Below are 20,500 nucleotides of genomic sequence, written 5' to 3'. Positions count from 1 at the left end.
GTGAACCGGCAGGAATAGCATGGACCTGGCGGGACGGTCGTTCCGGCCGCCAGATCAGCACAGGAGCACTCATGTCCACGATCAGTCGAGATGTCGTCATCGTCGGGGCCGGCGCATCCGGTCTCACCGCCGCAACGGAGCTGAAGAAGGCAGGCTTGAGCGTCGCGGTGCTCGAGGCTCGCGACCGGGTAGGCGGGCGGGTCTGGACCAACGACATCGACGGGGCAACGCTTGAAATCGGCGGCCAATGGGTCTCGCCCGATCAGGATGCGTTGAAGCGCACGTTGAGCGAACTCGGGCTCGAGACGTACTCACGCTACCGTGACGGGAAGAACGTCTATCTTGACCGCAACGGCGAGTTGCACCGCTTCGACGGCGAGATCTTTCCTGTGCCGCCGCGCACCGAGCAGGAGATCGTCAGTCTGATTGAGAAACTGGACGCTCTGGTTGCCGAGATCGATCCGGATCGGCCGTGGGCGCATCCGCGGGCGAAGGCGCTCGACGAGATCTCGTTCAGCCGCTGGTTGCAGACGCAGACCGACGACGTGGAGGCGCAGGACAACATCGGCATGTTCATCGCCGGAGCCATGTTGACCAAACCGGCCTACGCGTTCTCCGCGTTGCAGGCGCTGCTGATGGCGGCCAGCGCGGGTAGCTTCAGCCACCTCGTCGACGCCGATTTCATCCTTGACGAGCGCGTGGTCGGTGGGCTGCAGCGCGTTCCGCTGTTGCTGGCGGAGCAGCTCGCTGACGACGTGCACCTCGAGCAACCCGTGCGGGCGCTCCACTGGGGACCGGATGGCGTCACCGCAGTGACCGATGATCTCGAGGTCGCGGCGCGCTTTGCGGTGCTGGCCGTGCCGCCGGTGCTGATCAGCCGGATCGCGTTCACACCGCCGCTGCCGCGCAGGCAGCAGCAGTTGCACCAGCATCTGTCGATGGGTTTCGTCATCAAGGTGCACGCCGTCTATGAGACTCCGTTCTGGCGCGAGGACGGCCTCTCCGGCACCGCCTTCAGCCCATACGAACTTGTGCACGAAGCGTACGACAATACGAGCTACGGCGACGACCGTGGCACCCTCGTCGGCTTCGTCTCCGACGAGAAAGCCGACGGCGCATTCGCCGAGAGTGCGGACGAACGTAGGCGTCGCATCCTTCAGTCGCTCTCGCACTACTACGGTGAGAAGGCGCTGACACCGATCGTCTACTACGAGAGCGATTGGGGCAGCGAAGAGTGGACGCGCGGCGCATACGCCGCCAGCTTCGACCTCGGCGGCCTCGCCCGGTACGGCAGCGATCTACGGATGCCGGTCGGCCCCATTTGGCTCTCCTGCAGTGATGTCGCAGGCAAGGGCTATCAGCACGTCGACGGGGCTGTCCGGGTGGGCCGCGAAACGGCCGCGGCGATCATCGCGGCGGCGGCCCTGCCCCCCTTGGTGATCGAGTAGCGAGCGCTAGCGAGCGTATCGAGATCTGGTGGGTTGACGCGTGGGGGGTCTCGATACGCGTGCTCGTTCCTCGCGCGCTACTCGACCGGCGGGGGGCGCCTTGGTGATCGAGTAGCGAGCGCTAGCGAGCGTATCGAGATCTGGTGGGTTGACGCGTGGGGGGTCTCGATACGCGTGCTCGTTCCTCGCGCGCTACTCGACCAGCGGGTGGGGGGTCAACGGAAGTTGACGAACTGCAGGTCAACGTCGAACGTCTGGCCCTTCAGCAGTGCGATCGTGGCCTGCAGGTCGTCGCGGCTCTTTGAGGACACGCGCAGTTCGTCGCCCTGAATCTGGCTCTTCACGCTCTTCGGCGCCTCCTCGCGGATGACCTTGCCGATCTTCTTCGCCTGGTCCTGTTCGATGCCCTCCTTGAGGGTCGCCTCGATGCGGAATTCCTTGCCGCTTGCGTACGGCTCGCCGTGGTCGAGGCTCTTCAGCGAGATGCCGCGTTTGACGAACTTCGACTGCAGAACGTCGAGGATCGCCTTGACGCGCTCCTGTGAGTTCGCCTTCATCAGAATCTTCTCACCGCTCCACTCGATCGAAGCGCCGATGTTCTTGAAGTCGTAGCGCTGCTCGACCTCTTTGTGAGCTTGGTTGACGGCGTTGTCCGCCTCCATCTTGTCGACCTTGCTGACCACGTCAAAGGATGAATCTGCCATGCCTGCCAGTGTAGTCAGGGCACCCGGCGGCCGCGGCGGGTATAACCAAGCAACCAGAACGACGGAGATGATCATCAGCAGGAACCAGGCGACCAGCTTCGTCAGCGGCACCGGCTCCCAGCCGCCGACCTGGTCTGGGTAGGTCCACGCGTGAGACCAGGTGCCGAGATTCTCGGCCAGCCAGATGAAGAACGCGACGAGACCGAAGGCCGCGACCAGAGGCATCCGCAGTGTCTTGCGAAAAACGCGGAAGTACATGACGCACGGGCCGAAAACGACGAGCACGGCGACCAGCAACAACCAGCGCACGTCGAACACGTAGTGGTGCGTGAAAAAGTTGGCGTAGATCGCGGCGGCGAGGATGGCGGTGATCCAGCGCCGCGGATATCGCGCGAACCGCAGATCGAACAGTCGGTAGACGCGCACCATATATGAACCGATTGCGCCGTACATGAAGCCGGTGAGCAGTGGCACCGAGAATAGCCGAAGCACGCCGCCCGGGTCGTAGGCCCACGATCCGACGTCGGTTTTGAACAGTTCCATGACCGTTCCGACGATGTGGAACAGGATGATGACGCGGAGTTCGCGGAGCGTCTCGAGTTTCGTTGCCACCATCACGATCTGGATGGCGATCGCGGTCAGTGTGAGAGCGTCGTTGCGAGCGAGCCAGGCGTCATCCGGATACCAGAGCCGAACTGCGGCGATTGCGAGCAGCAGCGAGGCGCCGAAAATGCAGGCCCAGGCCTGTTTTGCACCGAAGACCAGGAACTCGACGAACGCGCCCCACGCCCTGCTGGTCGGTGCACGGGCGATCAAACGATGGGCGGCAGCCTCGATGCGTTGCTCGAGCGGTGTGAACCGGTTGGCTGCGCGGTCGCGTCCTATGCTGGAACCCATGATGACCTCGAGCGTATTCGCATCCGCTGTTCTGGCGGGGACGGTTGTGGCGGGGACCGTTCTGTCAGGGACAATGCTGGCTGAAACCGGGTCGGATGTCGCCCCGTGGCTGATCCTCGCGGGTATTGTGATCGTGTTGGGTGCGATCGTGCTGATCGGCGCGCGCGTTCTGCGAGGGAGGCGCGAGGCCGCTGCGGCGGCTGCTGGCGCGACTGCCGCGACTGCGCCGGCTGCGACTGCCGACGCCGACCCCGACGGAGGCCCGATTTCACCAGACGACGTGCGGTGAGTATTCTTGTGTAGCGCCTTCGGCCAGGTGAATACATGTGGCCGAAAGCGCGTCGGCGGGTTACCCAAGCGGCCAAAGGGATCTGACTGTAAATCAGACTGCTCAGCATTCGGGGGTTCGAATCCCTCACCCGCCACATTACAAAGCGCCATCGAGCCGGCGTCGTTTCGAGGGAGTCTTGAGGGTATTCGGCTACCTGGTTGATGGCTGCGCCCATGCTTTAGCCACAATCGCTGAGAAGCGGGCTGCGCTCAAATCGAGAAGATCCGATCGCCCGGAAGAGTTCTGCGCGCTCAGCGCGCCGGCACGTCCAGCAGACCGCGGCGAAAGCCCTCGGCCACCGCGGCCGCCCGGTCGCCGACACCGAGCTTCGTGTAGATGCTCAGCAGGTGCGTCTTCACGGTTGCTTCGCTGACATGCAGCCGATCACCCGCCGCCCGGTTCGTCGCGCCGTCGGCCACGAGTGCGAGCACCTCGAGTTCGCGCGGGCTCAGCAGACTCTCTTCCGGCGTGCGCACGCGGCCCACAAGCCGCGACGCCACCGATGGTGAGAGCACCGCATCGCCAGTGGCCGCGGTGCGGATCGCGCGCAGCAGCTCGTCGCGCGGGGCATCTTTGAGCAGGTATCCGGTCGCGCCCGCACCGATTGCAGGCAGTACATCGGCGTCAGCGTCGAACGTCGTCAGCACAACGACGCGGCCGCGGATGCCGAGGCGCGTGAATTCACGGATGGCGGCGACGCCGTCCATCCGCGGCATCCGCAGGTCCATGAGCACGACATCAGGATCGAGCACCCGCGCGAGAGCGACCGCTTCGGCGCCGTCCGATGCCTCGCCGACGACCTTCACGTCTTCGGCGGACGCCACCATACCGACGATGCCGTCGCGCACAACGGGGTGATCGTCGACCACGAGAAGGGTCACCGCGTTCATGCCGGCACCTCCGCGCGCACGACTGTCCCGTGACCCGGACGGGATTCCACGACAAGGTCCCCTGCGGCCGACGCAAGCCGCTCGCGCATCGCGATGAGGCCGTAGCCGCCAACCTCGTCGGGCGGTCGCTGCAGCCGGTCCACGAGGTCGAAGCCGTGGCCGTCGTCCCGCACCTCGAGACGGATGCGCCCGGCATCCATTCGCAGGGTGAGCGTGACCTGCCCGGCTGCCGCATGCCGCTCCACGTTGGCCAGCGCCTCCTGCGCCGTGCGCAGCAGCGCGAGCTCCGTCTCGGTCGTGAGCGACCGGGTTGTACCGAAGGTCGTGACCGTGGCAGGGATGCCGGTGCGCGCCGACCAGCCTCGGGTGGCGGTCGCGAGGGCGTCGGGCAGTGAGCTCTTCGCGAGCGCCGCCGGCCGCAATGCCTGCACGGACAGACGTGCCTCCGCGAGGCCGTCCCGGGCGAGTGCGAGCGCTGCGTCGGTGTGGTGCCGCCGGGTGTCATCGTCGACGGCCTGCTCTGCGGCTTGCAGTTGGGTGATGATGCCGGTGAACCCCTGTGCGAGCGTGTCATGAATTTCCCGAGCGAGCCGTGCGCGCTCACTCTCAGTCGCCCCACGAGCGAGGCTGTCCTCGGCCAGGTGCAGCCCGAGCGACGTTCCACACATCACCGCGATGTTCAGCAGCACCACGGCGACCGTCCCAGCGATGCCCGCGGCGTCATCCCCGAAGCTGGAGCTCTGCGCGAGACCCGCCACCGTCGCCGTGGCTGCGACTGCGAGCAGCTCCCACGGCCACTTCACGATCGAATACGCGAATGAGAACGTCGCGATGGTGAGGAACCCGAACATGCCCCCACGCAGCACGAGGGCGAAGTTCAACGCGATCACGACGGTCATGAATGCCGCCACGACGGCCGGACGATCCCGCCATGCGAACGGAAGCGTCCGCATAACGAAGACCACTAGCCCGTACGCGACGCACAAGATGAGCGTCGGCACCAGCCGCGACCAGGAGCCCCATTCCGTCACGAGCACGAAGGTGATCAGCATCCCGAGCACGAGATACGGGGCAATGGCGAGTGTGGCCCGCCAGCGTGGGTCGATCACAACGTGACCCTACGCCCTCGCGGGGAAGAGCGCTCGGGTGCGCGGCAGATTCACGAGGATCGCGACGGGCAGGACCAGGATGCCGCACACCGCCTGTTCGATACGCACCCAGTCCGGCAGGAAGCCGGGGATGGACACGATCACGGCGATGGCCACGACGACGACGGGGCTGATGATGCACAGCCGCACCCATGCAGGGCGCGAGCCGCGTGCGGCGCGGACCGCGAACAGGAGCAGAACGATCGCGCTGCCGAGCACGAGCGAGCAGCGGATCCAGATTGCGTCGGCGAACCCTGCGCCGGCAGCTGACGCGCCGGCGAGGAAGACGAGCATCCCGGTACTGACGGCGAGAAACGCCGAGACGAGGGAGAGGACGGGGCGGAAGGCAGTGCGACGGGCGTCGGCGAGCGCCGAGTCGAGGGAGGTGAGTATCTGTGACATGGTTCCAGCGTCGTCGTTGGCGTGGGGTGGCGGATCAGCCGATCGGTCAGGGTTCCGCACCGATCGGCTGAGCCGACGTCGAGCGAGCCCGAGTCTCACGACAGGTGACGCCGGTGCGGAGAGGCTGAAGTTGAGCACCTCTACCTCTCCGCACGTGAACACGAGTACGGTCGTGTGATCAGTTCCCGGTGTTCAGGGTGTTCATGGCGTTCACGACGTTCACGACGTTCACGACGTTCCCGGTGTTCAGGGTGTTTATGCCGACACCCGTGAGCCTTCTGGCCTGGGTTCGTTCCTTGTTGCTTCACCGAAGGCCCTCACGCCCAGCTGTCGGGCGAAGAACCGGGTATCGATTTGCTCGGTCGGCACGTGGAAGTGCGATCCGGGGAACGCGTGGAGCGTCTTGACGTGCGACGCGAATGCGTCGAACAGCGCCAGGCCTGACTCGCGATCGATTTCGGGATCGTCCCACGGCAACAGGAACTCGATCGGGATCGTGACGTGTCGTGCCGCCTTCAGGATCGTGTCGTAGACGAACACGCCGCCGAAGATCGCCGCACGGATGCGCGGTTCGGCCACCGCAAGCGGGATTCCGATCGCGCTGGCGGTCGTCATACCGGAGTAGCCGGTCGGCGCAGCCGTGCCGATCTCGGGGAGCGACTGCAACGCGTCGATCGTCATCCGCCACTCCGGCACAGCACGCTCGGCCAGCGAATCGTTGAACGGCGCAATAATCGGAGCCAGCGGCTCACCCCGGTCGCGGGCATCCAGCAGGGCGTCAACCCACTGCTGGTCATGGCGCGAACGGGCGCGATCGCCGTGACCGGGTGCGTCGATCGCCGCGACGTGGAATCCGTCGCGCACGACTGCTTGTACGGCACGAGCCACCAGGCCCGGCGACCGCTTGTGCAGGCCACCGCCGTGACCCATGAGCAGAAGCGGAGCGTTCGGAGTCGGCTGTTCCGGTGACCATAAGACGCCCGGAACCTCTCCGATAGTGAAGCTGCGGTCGACGACGCCCTCCGACGAGGTCTCCGCGACGAAATTCAGATGCATGATGGTGCCTTTCGAGAGAATGCTTATGCGGAGCACTCCTCGGCGACACCTAAATCGTCGCGCAGTCGTAAACGCAAGAAGGAGCACCCCATTGGGTTGCAGTGTTCACGGTGCTCACCTCCTCGATCAGGTCACGACCACGCAATAATACGGACTCGCTCGACGCATCGCAAGGCATCGCCGAGGGCATCTCACGCTCACAACTCAATGGGGCACCTCAGGCGACCGACCGAAACGCCCGTGAACTGGCCGCGGTGCCTCGCGTGATGGTCGAAATGGGGTTCGAATCCCTCACCCGCTGGGTTCGTATCGCTCAGGGTTGTCGCTCGTCGCGCAGGCTTGTCGTTCAGGCCTATTGCTCAGACACACATGCCCCGTTCGCGTCGGGCGACGCGGACGGGGCATGACCTCATTTGGGGTTGAGGTGGAGGGGATACTCCACATTGAGAGATGCCCCCGCGAGCGGATCATGACGCTGTAGCCCCGAACTGGGGGCACGAAAACAACTGATGTCCTCATTAATACGGATACCTGAGCTGTCTGCCGCCTCGTAGAGTCCGAAGTGGGGATCGCAACAACACCGACGAGGGGCGGTAGGTGGCAATCCCCATCAAGCCGGAGGGCCCCGGCCGCTTGTCGGGAAGTGAGTGTCGGGGCCCCGGTTTTTCTGATTGCGAACGCCGTTTTCGCAGTTGCCACGTCCACGCGGCGACCGGTGCCGTCGTCTTCTCGTCCTGGCTGGACTTCCTAGCCTGACCACTCGTCGTGTTCACCTATTTCGTTCTCCCACCCTGCTGTGTTGTCTTATTCGCTCGCCTCGTGCTCGTGTCTTGTCCGCCCGCCTCGTCCTCCCCAATCGCGAGCTTCAGTGAGTCCTCCACAATTTTGTCGTGGTTGTAGGAACGGATGTTCGAATGTCAGTGGTCTGGTGTTGACTACAGGCATGGAGACGATCATCGTAGAGGGGCCACAGGCAGCCAAGTTGCAGTCTGCGATCGGTGACGTGCAAGCAGAAGTCATCGCCTCGCTGGTGGGGATCGACAAGATGATCTCGTCATTGATGGCCTGGCGCGCAGAACTCGTGGAGCAGGCGCACCAATGGGCGACGGTCAACGAGGATGCTGTCGTTCCTTTCGGCGTCTCGGCGGTGCGACAGACAGAGTTGGCGCGTCGCTCATTCGTGGCAGAGATCGCGTGCGCGCTGCACATCCCGGAATCGACGGCTGACCAACTCATCGGCGAAAGCGACTTGCTGGTGAACGGACTGCCGGACACGCTAGATGAGTTGCGACACGGGCGCATCGGCTATCAGCAAGCGCGGGTGATTGTCGGAGAATCACACGGCCTGGATGCCGACATCCGGGCCAAACTTGAGGCCGCCCTGATTGGGCCGGCTGGTAGTTTGACGGCGAGTCGGCTGCGGGTGCGTGCGCGACGGGTTCGTGAACAGTTGGAACCCGACAGCATCGAAGCGCGCACGAAGACGGCATTAGAGAAACGCTTTATCGGCGTGGACCCCGGGCGTGATGGCATGTCCTGGCTGACTCTGTACGGGCAAGCGGCGGTAATCGAGGGAATCGATGACCGGCTGCAGCGGGCCGCCACCGCCAAGCGTGCCGCCGGCGATCCTCGCACGATCTCTCAACTTCGCGCAGATATTGCGGCGGCGCTCCTGCTGGACGGGGTGCCAGGGTTGGCCGCTTCCCACCCGGCAAGCGCCGGCAGCCGAGGCGAGGAACCTTCGGGCGGCGACAGCGTGGGCGACCCGCGTGCGGCCGACGGTGGCGCAGAGGGCAGATCGGGCGCGAATCCCGATCCGGTGCTCGCCTCGTTGGACTTTCCCGTGGACCTGCTGGATCGGATTCGCCCGCAAGTGATGGTGACCGTGCCGGTGTTCAATCTGATGGGTTTGACCGAAGAGCCCGGTAGCCTCAGTGGTTGCGTCCCGATCGACGCAGATACCGCGCGGCGTCTGGCCGCTCACGCACCGAGCTTCACTCGGCTGCTGACGCATCCGCAAACCGAGGCCGTGCTTTCAGTGGGTCGAGATTCCTATCGCGTTCCGGCCGATCTGCGACAATGGTTGCGCATTCGTGACGGGATGTGCCGATTCCCCGGTTGCACCCGCCGGGCCGTGCACACCGAAATCGACCACACCGGGCAGTGGCAAGCCGACGGACTCACCCAATACGACAATCTTGCGTGTTTATGCGCCAAACATCACCATCTGAAAGACCAAACCGTCTGGCAAGTCGTACAGCGCGGCAATGGAATCCTGGAATGGACCTCGCCAGCTGGACGCACCTACCGCACCGAGCCCGAAACCAACCTCCCGACACCGCCAGGTGTGATCGCAAGTGACGATTCCGGCGGGGATCGACATCCACCAGACACCAGGCCCGATCGCATCATGCCGCGGCGCGAGCCCGACGCGAAGCCTAAGCCCGCGGCCGAATGCGAGCCCGACGCACCGAGTGCGCTCGACAGAAGCGACGAGGGATCAGATGTGCCGCCGTTCTGATTGCCTATGCAGCGGCACCATGACACCCTGGTCGGCATGAAGCGCATCGACCCGGGTCCGCAGGCCGACGAACGAACATCACTGATTGAGTATTTGAACTATCAGCGAGCGACGGTCCTGATGAAGACCGCTGACCTGAGTCGAGAGCAGTTATGCCGAAGGCACCCACCGTCAGAGCTCACGCTGGCCGGACTGCTGAAACACCTCTGGCTCGTCGAGGACTCATGGATCACTGACCGATTTCTCGGGCAGTCGGAGCTCGAACCCTGGAACAGTGCCCCATTCGACGGAGACCCGGACTGGGAAATGCACAGTGCACTCGACGACGATCCGGATTGGTTGCGCGCGTCTTATGCCGACGCATGCGCCAGGAACGACGCGCTGATTGCCGGACATGGTTTGGACGACCTCGCTGTTCGCAAGCTACGCAACGGCGACGATTGGACTCTCCGTTGGGTGCTCCTGCACCTGATCGAGGAGACGGCCCGCCACGCAGGTCATGCCGACCTGCTGCGTGAAGCGATAGACGGCGCCGTCGGCGAGTAGATGCGCAAGCGCGCATGCACGCAAGCGAGCATGCGAGTCGGAGAGCTGCCGGGTCGTTAGGCCGAGACGACCGGTAGGTGCTCAGTCGATCACGCGGATGAGTTCCCATACCTCGGGCGCACCGGCCGGGCGAACATCGAAAATCTGCGACTCGCCAGCGTCGGTCGTTCCCTGAAAGCGCCACCCGTTCACGGGAGCAGGCAAGTGAGTGAGTGCTGGACTCAACAACAGGTCGGGGTCGGGACCAAGCCGGGTCGGCGTATCCGTCACCCGATAGCGGATGCCGGCCCACACCATCCGCGCGGGTACACCGCGGCTGTCCAGCCAGATTGTGACAGCTTCTGCCGTGTGCGTGATGCTCATCTCAATCCCCTCGTCTCATTGCTCGCTCGCCATTACCGTGTTACACGGCCCTCGAATAGATATTCGAATATCAAAGAGGATAAGCACACTCGGCGCGACACGCCAAACGCAGGCCAAATGTCGCCGCGCCTCTGCCGCGGCGTCTCAACTCATGGCCCCCATAGGATCAAGGCATGACTTCTGTTGCTTCATCCGAACTGCTCGACCTCGCCCGGAAGACCGCGCTCACCGCTGGCGCCCTGATCTTCAAGCGCCGCCAGCAGGGTGTCGAGGTCGCGGCGAGCAAGACTGCACCGGAGGACATCGTGACCTTCGCCGACCGGGAATCCGAAGAACTGATTCGCTCGCTGCTCGCAAAAGCGCGCCCGAACGACGGCTTCTTCGGCGAGGAGGGCGCGGCCACCGGCGGGTCCAGCGGCCTCACCTGGGTCGTCGACCCGATCGACGGGACCGTCAACTACCTATACGGAATCCCAGCGTATGCGGTGTCAATCGCCGCCGTCGAAGGCGAGCCGGACACCAACACCTGGAACGCCCTGGCCGCTGTCGTCTTCAACCCTGCCGCCGACGAACTGTATACGGCCAGCGCGGGGGCTGGTGCTTACCTCGGTTCGCAGCGCCTCACCGTCCCGACCGGAAAGACGCTCTCTTTGGCACTCGTCGGCACCGGCTTCTCCTACGACTCGGCGCGCCGCGCCTTGCAAGCGGATGCCGTCAGCCACCTGATCAGCAGCGTGCGCGACATTCGACGGATCGGTTCGGCAGCCCTCGACCTGTGCTCGATCGCATCCGGCCGGCTCGACGCGTACTACGAAAAGGGCCTGAAGCCCTGGGATCACGCCGCCGGCGCGCTCGTCGCCGCAGAAGCGGGTGCCAGGGTAGCCGGGATGCACGGTGTTCCCGCCAGCCGGGCACTGATCATTGCGGCGGAGCCCGGGCTGTTCGACCAACTCGAGCCCATCCTGGACCGGCTCGGTGTCATCGACCGCTGAGGTCGCGCGCGCTCGCGGCGCAAGCGGCGGGTGCAGCGGGCGGGTGCAGCGGGCGAGTGCAGCGGCGGGTGCAGCAAGCAGGCGCCGAAGAACTGCGTGTAGCACTCTTTCAGGAACCCCCCGGTACCCTTGATGAGTTCGCTGTTCGGACCGTGCTTGAAAACACGACCAGAAACAACGGCATGTGACGAAGCCCGCCGCCCGCCGCACCAAGAAGGCCACCGAAAACGTGACTGATGTTCGCCCGCTCACCCGGCGCGAATTGAGGGCTCAAGAACGTGAGCACGAGCGCGTGCTGGCCGAAGCTGCTGCGCTTCCTGCTGTGTCACCAGCTTTGCGGATGCCGCCACTCGCGCCCTCCACGCACCGCGATTCCGCGCACACCAAATCCGCGCCGCGTCGTCGACGATCACCAGCGGCGAGAGCGTTCAGCGTGATCACGATGATTGCGGTGGCCGGCATGGCGATCGCAACCAGTGTTCCGGCCAAAGCGCTGATGTCGTCAGAGGACGTTGCTGCAGCGCGAGCGGTCAGCTCGACCAACGCGCTGCTTTCGGGAGACGTGCAGACCCTTGCCGGGGGAGAGGCCGGGCCGCAGGGTGTCTCCCGCGAGGGCATTGCCGCCGTCTCGGCCGTCGCTGTTTCGGGGTTCGCGAACGCGCGGCACGCGAACACATTCAACAACAACACCTCGGGCGCGATTCAGTGGCCGTTCCCGTTCGGCGTGCCGATCAGCGACTACTTCGGACCGCGCGCCGCGCCGACAGCCGGCGCGTCGACGAACCACCTCGGCGTCGACTTCGCACCGGGCGACGGAACGGCGATTCAGTCAATCGCAGACGGCGTTGTGCGGCAGATCGTGCCGACCGACAGCAGCGGCCTCGGCGTGCACGTCATCATCGACCACCGGATCAACGGGGCCCTCGTCTCCAGCGTCTACGGGCACATGCGCGTCGGGTCGGTCCAGGTGGCCACTGGGCAGAGCGTCAAGGTCGGTGACATCGTCGGGCTCGTCGGAAACACGGGCACCTCGACCGGGTCACACCTGCACTTCGAGATCCGCATCGATGGCACGCGCCCGGTCGACCCGTACGCCTGGCTGAACGCCAACGCGGGCTGAGCTGACCTGCCGCGCCGCCTAGATCAGCCAGACGGTCGTGTCTGGCGGCAGCATCCGGTCGACGATCGGTTCGCTCGAGAGCAGAACATCACCGTCAGTCAGAGTGACCGGCTCGGTTCCTGTGTTCGCAATGACCGTGACCGTGCCATTGCGATACGCGACGACGTCGGTTCCGAACCCGTGAATCCACTCGATCGCCCCGGTTCCGAGGTCGTGCGCGCGGCGTTCGGCCAGCAGCCGCCGGTAGAGCGACAGGGTCGAGCCCGGGTCCTCGCGCTCGACATCCCGAGCGAGGCGCGCCCATTGCACCGGCTGCGGTAGCCAACTCACCGTTCCATTGTTGAAGCCGTAGGTGGCACCAGTACTGGTCCACGGAATCGGCACGCGGCATCCGTCTCGCCCATAGCGCTCGCCGTGCGTGCGGAACCACGTGGGGTCCTGACGCGCGGAATCGGGCAGGTCGATCACCTCAGGCAGACCGAGCTCTTCGCCCTGATAGAGGTAGCTCGAGCCAGGCAGCGCCAGCATCAGCGTTGTGGCCGCGCGGGCGCGCCGGAGGCCGAACGCCGGGTCGGGCAAGCCGAGGCTCTTCGGCCCGAGGCCCGCGCCTTGCGGGTTCGGCACCGTCAGCGCCAGCCGGGTCGCGTGCCGCACCACATCATGGTTCGAGAGCACCCAGGTGCTCGGTGCGCCGACAGCACTGAACGCATCGATCGAGTCTTGGATGACCGCACGCAGAGCGGATGCCTGCCACGGCGTCTCGAGATACGCGAAATTGAACGTCTGCTGCATTTCGCCCGGTCGCACCCAGTCCGCCAGGCGAGTGAGTGGCTGCACCCAGGCTTCGCCGCACAGGGCCCGATCACCGTCGTACTCGGCCAGCACGGCGTGCCAGTCACGGTAGATCTCGTGCACGCCGTCTTGTTGCCAATAGGGCGGAGGGGGTGGCGCGCCTGTGGCCGCATCGCCTGTGCCCGCAGCGGTTCCGCCGCCCATGCTGCCGGAGCCGGAAGGCGGCGTGTAGTCGGGGAGTCCGGCTGCCTTGACCAGCCCGTGCGCGACATCTATTCGGAAGCCATCGACGCCGCGATCCAGCCAAAATCGAAGAATCTGCCTGAAATGTTCGCGCACCCATTCGCTTTCCCAGTTCAGGTCCGGCTGCGACGTGTCGAAAAGGTGCAGATACCACTGGCCGGGCGTGCCGTCCGGGCGATTGACGCGCGTCCACGCCGAACCGCCGAACACGGACTCCCAGTTGTTCGGCGGCGTCGACCCGTCGACGCCCTTGCCGTTGCGGAACATGTAGTGATCTCGCGCGTCGCTGCCTTCTGGCGCGGCGAGAGCATCCTGAAACCACGCATGGTCACTGGACGTATGGTTCGGAACCAGATCGATGATCACCTTGAGCTGCGCATTGTGCGCGGCCTCCAGAAGCGCGTCGAAGTGCTCGAGCGTGCCGAACAGCGGGTCGACATCGCAGTAATCGGCGACGTCGTAACCGGCGTCGCGCTGAGGCGACGTGTAGAACGGCGACAACCAGAGGGCATCCACCCCGAGTTCGGTTAGCGCGGGCAGCCGGCCGGCAATTCCGCGCAGATCACCGACACCGTCTCCGGTGGAGTCGGCGAATGAGCGCGGGTAGACCTGATAGATCACGGCGGAGCGCCACCACTCGGTGTTATTGGGTCCGTCAGCGCGGACAACTCCGGCGGTGTCGCTGGAATTGCTCGTGATCATGGTCGGTCCTCCGTAGGCTACTGGTACGTCCATCCTCTCGCATTCGCCTTCGAGGTCCGCGCAACGTGGGTGACCCGCACTGCTGGCAGTGCGAGGTGGGCCGTCAGAGCTGCTCGCTCATTTCGCGGTCGCTGTACGCGATGCGGCGGAGTCTCGCTTGCGCTCCGGCGGCGCCCGCAACGTATGGTCCCCATACCGTTCCGACGAAGCCGCCTGCCGTCTCCGAACTGAGCACTGAGGCATCGACTGCGGAGGAGCAGCGTTCTCCGACGCGGAAACAAACGCTCGAGGCGGTTGTCTCGGCAACGATCTCGAGCGGCGCATCGTCGGAAAGAGTCCAGTGATCGCGTTCGATGTCCACGTCTGCCGCCCGTTCGATGATGCCGACTCGGCGGCCGTCGATTTCGAGTCTGATCGAGTACGAGTCGCTCTGCCGCAGGGCGAGTCCGACGGCCGCGCCGGGCTCGACCGCGTCGAAGGTCACCAACAGCTGCGCTCGGTGGTGGGCTAACCGGTAGAACAATGCCGACGGCCGGCCGCGGTTCGCCGACGCCGAGAGCACGACACCGGTCGTCGTCTCCGCGGCGAATCGTGCGTCGCCGCGCACGCTGAGGGCGCCTGCGACTCTGGCCGGCTCGAGCTCCCACGCGCACGTGCGCTCGCCGACGGCTGTCAGCATCCCGACACCCGGATTGACAACCGGCCAACCGTGTTCCCACACGACGTCGGCGACGAAGGTCTCGCGGCCGAGGATGTGACGGCCGTTCTCGGTGCGCACGCCGAGGAGTGCCGCTGCCCACGATCCGTCGGTGCGCTGCACGAAGTCGGCGTGCCCCACGTTCTGCACCGGGTGCCGATCACCGAGGTGGCGATGGCTGATGATCGGATTGCGCGGACAGTTCTCATATGGCCCCGTCACCGACCGCGAGCGAGCGATCATGACGGCGTGATCACGGTACGTGCCGCCCTCCGCGGTGAGCAGGTAAAACCATCCCTCCCGCTCGAAAATGTGCGGACCCTCGCTCCAGGTGTCGCCGCGCAGCGCGCCGCCCCACACGACCGTCTCGGGCCCTGTGAAGAGCCCGGTGGCCATGTCGATCTCCCGCACCCAAATCGCCGTCTGCCCCTCGTATTGCCCGGGATCGAGGATGCGTGCCGCGCACCAGTACGCCGTGCCGTCATGGAAGAAGACCGACGGGTCGAATCCGTCGGCATCCGCCACCCAGATCGGCGACGTCCACGGGCCAGCCGGATCCGCAGCGGAGATGATGAACTGGGTCTCCGGCCGGTGATCGACCTGGGAACCCACGACGTAGAAGCGACCGTCGTGGTAGCGGATGGTCGGCGCGTAGATTCCGCCGGAGTCGCGAGCATTCCCCAGATCGAATTTTTCCGGACGGGTGATCGCGGCGCCGAGCGATCGCCAGGTGCGCAGATCGGTGCTTTCGTGGATCGGGATGCCCGGCAGATACTCGAATGTTGAATTCGCCAGGTAGTAGTGTTCGCCGACTCTGCACAGGGACGGGTCTGGGTAGAAGCCTGGCAGAACCGGATTCGGCAGTTCGGTTTTGCGTTGTGCGGATGGTGGCATCACTTCTTGAGTTGCGATTTCAGCGTTGTCTGCAGCGCGGTCAGCGCCTCCTTCGGTGTCGCCTTGAGCGAGAGAACCGATTGGGCCCACGTCGTCATCGCGGGAGTGCTGTCGACGAGTGACACATTCGCGAACAGTGCTGCTCCGCCCGGTGCTGCCCAGGTCTTGCAGATCGGCTGCCAGACCTTGACGAGCTTCACGTTGCTCGCGCTCGACTGGAACTCGCTTGTCGCGGCGATGGACTTGAGCGGAGGAAGGCCGATCCCCGTGTTCTGTGTCCACAGTTTCGACATGTTCTTGTAGTAATAGGTGAGGAACGCCTCGGAGCCCTTCTGGCTCGGCGTGTTCTTGTACATCATGATGTTGTTCGGAAAATAGAGGGCACCCTTCTTGCCTGCGGAGCTGACCAGCGGGTCGCCGAGCACGAGCTCCTGCTGCACGGCACCGGTCACGTTCTGCGGCAACCCGGGCACGTCGATGCCCATCGCGCACGTGCGGTTGCTCCACTGCGTGTTGGTGTTGGTGCTCGAGTATCCGAGGTTGCCGGGGTCGACGTATCCCTTCTTGATCATCTCAACGACCCAGTCCAGGGCTTCGATGTTCGTCTGCGTCACGCAGTTCGGCTTCTGCTCTTCGTCGAAGAGTCCGCCGCCGTTGTTGATCAGCACGCCGGTGAGTGTTTGAAAGCTGTTTCCATTGCTCGACGCGCTGCTGAGGCTGAAGCCGTACACGCCGTTCTTCTTCAGCGCGGCGCAGGCATCGAGGTAGCTCTGCCAGTCTGTGGGTGCCTCGGCGCCGGCCTTGTCGAGCAGCGTCTTGTTGTACCAGAGCACGCGCATGTCGAGGTTGTATGGAATCGCGACGTATCCCTTCTCCGTCTTCATGGCGTCGAGGAGCCCGGGTAGGAAGTCGTCGTAGAGGCCGTTGCTCTTCCACTGGTCGAGGAGGTCGTCGGCGTAGGCGATCTTGTCCTTGGTGGCGAACTGGAACGCCTGGGTGCCACCCCCGGAGCTCACTGCGGGCCCCGTGTTGGAGGCGATCGCCGAGGAGAACGTCTGGTTGAAGTTCGCCCACTAGATCTCTTGATAGGTGGCCGATGGGAGACCATTGGTCGGCTTATAGGCCAGGGTGATTTTCTTGTCGAGCGGGTTGAATGCCGTGCCGCCCCAGGGCATGTTCCAGAACTTCATCGACCCGCCGGACGACCCGCCTGCGCCGCCGGAACTGCAGGATGCCAGTGCGATCGTGGTAAGCCCGGCGCCTGCCAGGCCCAGGAAGGCGCGGCGGCTGAAAGCGTTGGGTGTCTGCGTTGACATAGGTTTCTCCTTGCGGCAACCGCCGCTTGCTCGTCTGCGAACGCGACCTTATGGCCGCAATATTTGCGCAAACTGTATTTGTTTACGCTCACTACATTTCGAATTATGCTGTCAGTACTCCCAAATGACAAGAAATTTGCGCGTAAATCTTTTGCGCAAATATTCTCCAGCCATAAGATGGCCATGTGTCTGTAGAGCCCCATGAAGCCGTGCGCCCGACTCTGGCGGCCATTGCTGCGCGAGCCGGCACGAGCATCCCCACCGTTTCGAAGGCACTGCGAGGCGGAACGGACGTCGCGCCCACGACACGCGACCGCATTCTTCGTGCCGCCGAACAACTCGGCTACAAGCGACCTAAAGGTCTTGGGCTGGTGCGCGACACCGAGTCGGGGCCAGGGCTCGTGGATTTCGTGCTGGCCTCCGGCGAGAGCTCCTGGACCAACCGGGCGCTCAGCGGTGTGGAGGGCGCGGCAAACGACGCCGATCTCGATGTCGTGATCACCCTGGTGCGCCCCAATTCAGACTGGGTTGACCGTGTTCTGCGTCGTGCGTCGTGCGGAACGATTTTGGCGGTCGTCGCGCCAACGTCCGGCCAGTGGCGGCGCCTGTCCGAGGCGGAAAGGCCGGTCGTGCTCCTCGACCCGATGGTGTCTCCGCCGAGAGGCGTCGGCAGTGTCGGCGCCATGAATTGGCAGGGCGGCAGGTCGGCGGCCGAACATCTGGTCGAACTCGGCCACACGCGTATCGCCGTCATCGATGTGTCCGATTCGTATGAATACAGCAGGGCACGACTCGACGGATTCAGGTCGGTGCTGGCCGCGGTGGGGCTTGAGCTTGCCCCGGCCAACCACGCGCACGTCGGTTGGGAGCGCGACACGGCGAGGGCATCCGCCGTGGGCATGCTGTCGAGGGTGGACCGCCCGACGGCGGTGTTCGCCTGCACTGAGACTCTGGCGCTCGGTGTGTACGATGCGGCCGCGGAACTCAAGCTGTCTATTCCCGGTGACCTGAGTGTGATCGGATTCGATGACCTGCCCGAAGCGGGTTGGGCGTCTCCGCCGATGACCACGGTGCAGCAGCCGATCGCCGAAATGGCGGCGTCCGCATTGCGCATGCTGCTGCGGATCGGCCGATCGGGTTCTCAGGTAGAGGGCCAGGCTCCTCGCGAAGAACTGGCGACCACGCTCATTGTGCGCCGATCGACCGGGCCGGTCGGCGCCTGAGCCCGGTGGTGCGCGCCGCCGGCAGAGATCGTCGGCAGAGATCGTCGGCAAAGATCGCCGGCAGGAACCGCCGGCACGGGTCGACCGCATAGCGGTGCGTCTCACGATACTGTCGACGCATGTTGCCCCATCATGACGGGTCGTCCATGCACGTCTCGAACCCCGCACCTGCTCTCGGCGACACGGTGCAGGTCAGCGTGCGCATTCCGCGCGGATTCGGACCAGTCACCGCGGTGCGCACGCGTTCGAACCCCGACCACGAGCCGCGGTTCTCGGATGCCGAAGTCATGGCATCCGCCGACGGGTGGGACTGGTGGACGGCGCCGGTCACGGTGGAGAACCCGGTGCACGGGTATCGATTCATGATCACTCGAGGCGACGGCTCGAGTGTGTGGCTGAACGCGACGGGCATCCACGAGACCGAGACGCTCGACTCGGAGGACTTCAAGCTGGTCAGTTACGACGCACCGCCGAGCTGGGTGGCGTCGACGGTGTTGTATCAGCTGTTTCCCGACCGGTTTGCTCGTTCGGCGGCCGCGGACACGCGGCCGCTGCCGGACTGGGCGATCCCTGCGCACTGGGGCGACCCGGTCGAGCTGGAACAACCCGGGCGCTCGCAGCAGTTCTACGGCGGTGACGTCGACGGCATCATCGAGCACCTGGACCACTTCGAGCAACTCGGGGTGAGCCTGATCTACCTGACCCCGGTGTTTCCGGGGCGGTCGAATCATCGTTACGACGCATCCAGTTTCGCAGAAGTCGACCCGCTGCTCGGCGGCGATGACGCGCTGATCCGACTGGTTGAGGCGGCGCACGCACGCGGGCTGAAGGTGATCGGGGACCTCACGACCAACCACTGCGGAGACGGTCACGAGTGGTTCCAGGCCGCATACGGGCATCCGGATGCGCCGGAAAGCGAGTTTTTCTACTGGCTCAACGATGAGCACACGGAATACGTCTCTTGGATGGGCGTGAGAAGCCTTCCAAAGTTCAATTGGAAGTCGGCAGAGCTGCGCCGACGCTTCATCGAGGGCCCCGATTCCGTCGTTGCGAACTGGTTGAAGCCGCCGTATTCACTGGACGGCTGGCGCATCGACGTCGCCAACATGACAGGGCGGTACCGCGACGAGGACCTTAACGGCGAGGTGCGGCGCATCATCCGGCGCACGATGATCGGGATCAATCCGGACACCATCCTGCTCGGTGAGTCGACCAACGACGCGGCCCCTGATTTTCAAGGCGACGCCTGGCACGGCGCGATGACCTACGCGAACTTCACCCGGCCGCTGTGGAGCTGGCTGTCGCTGCCGGGCAGTGAGTCGAGCTATTTCGGGCAGCCGGTCGGCACGATTCCGCAGTTGAACGGCGTGCAGTTCGTCGCGGCGCACACGCAGTTCACCGCCGGTTTCCCGTGGCGCACGCTGCTCGGCACCATGAATGCGTTGGACACCCACGACGTGCCGCGGTTCTTGACCCATGCCCGGCCGGATGTCGTTCCGGTCGCGTTCGGTCTGTCTGTCACGTTCCCGGGCATTCCGGTCGTGTGGGCCGGCGACGAGTTCGCGCTGACCGGCGAGGACGGCGAGGCGTCGCGCACGCCGCTGCCGTGGGGCGAGCTGGCGCTTGAGCCCGTTGGTAATGGTCTCGATACGCTCGCTGGCGCTCGCTACTCGACCAACGTTCCCGGTGGTAATGGTCTCGATACGCTCGCTGGCGCTCGCTACTCGACCAACGTTCCCGTTGGTCGAGTAGCCCGCGAGCGCAGCGAGCAGGCGTATCGAGACCCCGCAGCCACCTTCGACCTCTATTCGCGCCTCATCCATCTGCGTCGCGACCACCCGGCCCTGAACGGCGGCGGCATGCGCTGGCTGCACATCGGCGGCGATGTCCTCGTGTTCGTGCGCGAGTCCGCTACCGAAAGCATCCTCGTTCTTGCGGCGCGAGCCGACGTCGACGTGCGGCTTCCGCCCGATGCGCTCAGCGGTGCGGATGCAGCGGTGGCGGTTTTCGGTGACGTCGCGCTCGCGGTCGTGCCGTCCGTCGAGGAGGACGAGGGCGGCATCCGCATGACGTCGCCTGGTCCGGTGTTCGCGGCGTGGCAGTTGCCTGGGGTTGTTGTCGGCTGACATCGGCTGATCTCGAATGTCGCGGGATGTCTTCATCCGGTTTTTGCGTGGCCGTCCAGATGATATCCTCATACGGTTGCCAAAACGCG

17 protein-coding genes, 1 tRNA gene and 2 pseudogenes are annotated in these 20,500 nt (G+C 64.9%); 9 read left to right on the top strand and 11 right to left on the bottom strand.

The window, feature by feature from the left end:
* The first annotated feature begins 71 nt into the window (after window positions 1-71).
* Window positions 72-1,448 carry a flavin monoamine oxidase family protein gene (locus QU604_RS18880; RefSeq protein ID WP_308466143.1) on the top strand — a complete coding sequence of 459 codons (1,377 nt, stop codon included), beginning with the start codon at window positions 72-74 and terminating at the stop codon, window positions 1,446-1,448.
* Between the two features lie 215 nt (window positions 1,449-1,663).
* Here QU604_RS18880 and QU604_RS18875 read toward each other — a convergent pair whose 3' ends face one another.
* Both QU604_RS18875 and QU604_RS18870 read right to left on the bottom strand, forming a co-directional pair.
* On the bottom strand, window positions 1,664-2,152 hold the full coding sequence (locus QU604_RS18875; protein ID WP_308468975.1) for a YajQ family cyclic di-GMP-binding protein: 489 nt from the start codon (window positions 2,150-2,152) through the stop codon (window positions 1,664-1,666).
* 18 nt (window positions 2,153-2,170) lie between these two features.
* Window positions 2,171-3,049, bottom strand: a pseudogene (locus QU604_RS18870) (DUF817 domain-containing protein); the annotation flags it as partial.
* On the opposite strand from QU604_RS18870, the gene QU604_RS18865 reads away from it, so the two are divergent.
* Window positions 3,048-3,338, top strand: coding sequence for an LPXTG cell wall anchor domain-containing protein (locus tag QU604_RS18865; RefSeq protein ID WP_308466142.1), 291 nt, complete (start codon window positions 3,048-3,050; stop codon window positions 3,336-3,338). The pseudogene QU604_RS18870 and the gene QU604_RS18865 overlap by 2 nt on opposite strands.
* A 54-nt stretch (window positions 3,339-3,392) precedes the next feature.
* Window positions 3,393-3,474 (top strand) — tRNA-Tyr (locus tag QU604_RS18860).
* A 157-nt stretch (window positions 3,475-3,631) separates the two neighbouring features.
* Here the strand turns inward: QU604_RS18860 and QU604_RS18855 are convergent.
* The 4 genes from QU604_RS18855 to QU604_RS18840 form a co-directional block, all read right to left on the bottom strand.
* Entirely contained in the window at window positions 3,632-4,270 is a 639-nt protein-coding gene (locus QU604_RS18855; protein WP_308466141.1) for a response regulator, read from the bottom strand.
* The gene (locus QU604_RS18850) at window positions 4,267-5,379 is read right to left on the bottom strand and encodes a sensor histidine kinase (RefSeq protein ID WP_308466140.1); all 1,113 of its coding nucleotides are present in this window, start codon (window positions 5,377-5,379) and stop codon (window positions 4,267-4,269) included. The genes QU604_RS18855 and QU604_RS18850 overlap by 4 nt, the downstream gene beginning before the upstream one ends.
* 9 nt (window positions 5,380-5,388) lie before the next feature.
* Window positions 5,389-5,820, bottom strand: a complete 432-nt coding sequence (locus QU604_RS18845) for a hypothetical protein (protein WP_308466139.1) — start codon at window positions 5,818-5,820, stop codon at window positions 5,389-5,391.
* A gap of 255 nt (window positions 5,821-6,075) precedes the next feature.
* Entirely contained in the window at window positions 6,076-6,876 is an 801-nt protein-coding gene (locus QU604_RS18840) for a dienelactone hydrolase family protein (RefSeq protein WP_308466138.1), read from the bottom strand.
* Between the two features lie 868 nt (window positions 6,877-7,744).
* On the opposite strand from QU604_RS18840, the gene QU604_RS18835 reads away from it, so the two are divergent.
* Both QU604_RS18835 and QU604_RS18830 read left to right on the top strand, forming a co-directional pair.
* The gene (locus QU604_RS18835; protein WP_308466137.1) at window positions 7,745-9,397 is read left to right on the top strand and encodes an HNH endonuclease signature motif containing protein; all 1,653 of its coding nucleotides are present in this window, start codon (window positions 7,745-7,747) and stop codon (window positions 9,395-9,397) included.
* A 36-nt stretch (window positions 9,398-9,433) separates the two neighbouring features.
* Entirely contained in the window at window positions 9,434-9,943 is a 510-nt protein-coding gene (locus tag QU604_RS18830; RefSeq protein WP_308466136.1) for a DinB family protein, read from the top strand.
* 81 nt (window positions 9,944-10,024) lie between these two features.
* Here the strand turns inward: QU604_RS18830 and QU604_RS18825 are convergent, their stop codons facing one another.
* A complete protein-coding gene (locus QU604_RS18825) occupies window positions 10,025-10,306 on the bottom strand; it encodes a hypothetical protein (protein WP_308466135.1) in 282 nt (93 codons plus the stop codon).
* Window positions 10,307-10,479: 173 nt separating this feature from the next.
* On the opposite strand from QU604_RS18825, the gene QU604_RS18820 reads away from it, so the two are divergent.
* Together QU604_RS18820 and QU604_RS18815 are read left to right on the top strand one after the other, a co-directional pair.
* Window positions 10,480-11,298 carry an inositol monophosphatase family protein gene (locus QU604_RS18820; RefSeq protein WP_308466134.1) on the top strand — a complete coding sequence of 273 codons (819 nt, stop codon included), beginning with the start codon at window positions 10,480-10,482 and terminating at the stop codon, window positions 11,296-11,298.
* A gap of 184 nt (window positions 11,299-11,482) precedes the next feature.
* Window positions 11,483-12,418 (top strand): M23 family metallopeptidase, encoded by a 936-nt coding sequence (locus tag QU604_RS18815; protein WP_308466133.1) that lies wholly within the window; start codon window positions 11,483-11,485, stop codon window positions 12,416-12,418.
* An 18-nt stretch (window positions 12,419-12,436) separates the two neighbouring features.
* Here QU604_RS18815 and QU604_RS18810 read toward each other — a convergent pair whose 3' ends face one another.
* From QU604_RS18810 to QU604_RS18795, 4 genes and pseudogenes are all read right to left on the bottom strand, one after another.
* A complete protein-coding gene (locus QU604_RS18810) occupies window positions 12,437-14,155 on the bottom strand; it encodes a glycoside hydrolase family 13 protein (protein WP_308466132.1) in 1,719 nt (572 codons plus the stop codon).
* Between the two features lie 103 nt (window positions 14,156-14,258).
* Window positions 14,259-15,746: a glycoside hydrolase family 43 protein gene (locus QU604_RS18805; protein ID WP_308466131.1), complete on the bottom strand. Its 1,488-nt coding sequence runs from the start codon at window positions 15,744-15,746 to the stop codon at window positions 14,259-14,261.
* A pseudogene (locus QU604_RS18800) lies at window positions 15,746-16,804 on the bottom strand (ABC transporter substrate-binding protein); the annotation flags it as partial. The pseudogene QU604_RS18800 and the gene QU604_RS18805, both read right to left, overlap by 1 nt.
* A 15-nt stretch (window positions 16,805-16,819) precedes the next feature.
* Window positions 16,820-17,062: a hypothetical protein gene (locus QU604_RS18795; protein WP_308466130.1), complete on the bottom strand. Its 243-nt coding sequence runs from the start codon at window positions 17,060-17,062 to the stop codon at window positions 16,820-16,822.
* 185 nt (window positions 17,063-17,247) lie between these two features.
* Here QU604_RS18795 and QU604_RS18790 point away from each other — a divergent pair, with 185 nt between their 5' ends.
* Window positions 17,248-18,285 (top strand): LacI family DNA-binding transcriptional regulator, encoded by a 1,038-nt coding sequence (locus QU604_RS18790; protein WP_308466129.1) that lies wholly within the window; start codon window positions 17,248-17,250, stop codon window positions 18,283-18,285.
* Between the two features lie 119 nt (window positions 18,286-18,404).
* Window positions 18,405-20,411 carry a glycoside hydrolase family 13 protein gene (locus QU604_RS18785; protein WP_308466128.1) on the top strand — a complete coding sequence of 669 codons (2,007 nt, stop codon included), beginning with the start codon at window positions 18,405-18,407 and terminating at the stop codon, window positions 20,409-20,411.
* The last annotated feature ends 89 nt before the right edge of the window (window positions 20,412-20,500 follow it).

This window comes from Rathayibacter sp. SW19 (genome assembly GCF_030866825.1).
GTDB lineage: Bacteria > Actinomycetota > Actinomycetes > Actinomycetales > Microbacteriaceae > Rathayibacter_A > Rathayibacter_A soli.
Note: the sequence above shows the minus strand (reverse complement) of the source record. Positions and strands in the feature narration are given on the sequence as shown.

Coding starts and splice junctions, on each gene's coding strand:
- QU604_RS18880 (WP_308466143.1), top strand. CDS start 72: ATGTCCACGATCAGTCGAGATGTCGTCATCGTCGGGGCCGGCGCATCC.
- QU604_RS18875 (WP_308468975.1), bottom strand. CDS start 2,152: ATGGCAGATTCATCCTTTGACGTGGTCAGCAAGGTCGACAAGATGGAG.
- QU604_RS18865 (WP_308466142.1), top strand. CDS start 3,048: ATGATGACCTCGAGCGTATTCGCATCCGCTGTTCTGGCGGGGACGGTT.
- QU604_RS18855 (WP_308466141.1), bottom strand. CDS start 4,270: ATGAACGCGGTGACCCTTCTCGTGGTCGACGATCACCCCGTTGTGCGC.
- QU604_RS18845 (WP_308466139.1), bottom strand. CDS start 5,820: ATGTCACAGATACTCACCTCCCTCGACTCGGCGCTCGCCGACGCCCGT.
- QU604_RS18840 (WP_308466138.1), bottom strand. CDS start 6,876: ATGCATCTGAATTTCGTCGCGGAGACCTCGTCGGAGGGCGTCGTCGAC.
- QU604_RS18830 (WP_308466136.1), top strand. CDS start 9,434: ATGAAGCGCATCGACCCGGGTCCGCAGGCCGACGAACGAACATCACTG.
- QU604_RS18825 (WP_308466135.1), bottom strand. CDS start 10,306: ATGAGCATCACGCACACGGCAGAAGCTGTCACAATCTGGCTGGACAGC.
- QU604_RS18820 (WP_308466134.1), top strand. CDS start 10,480: ATGACTTCTGTTGCTTCATCCGAACTGCTCGACCTCGCCCGGAAGACC.
- QU604_RS18810 (WP_308466132.1), bottom strand. CDS start 14,155: ATGATCACGAGCAATTCCAGCGACACCGCCGGAGTTGTCCGCGCTGAC.
- QU604_RS18805 (WP_308466131.1), bottom strand. CDS start 15,746: ATGCCACCATCCGCACAACGCAAAACCGAACTGCCGAATCCGGTTCTG.
- QU604_RS18795 (WP_308466130.1), bottom strand. CDS start 17,062: ATGTCAACGCAGACACCCAACGCTTTCAGCCGCCGCGCCTTCCTGGGC.
- QU604_RS18785 (WP_308466128.1), top strand. CDS start 18,405: ATGTTGCCCCATCATGACGGGTCGTCCATGCACGTCTCGAACCCCGCA.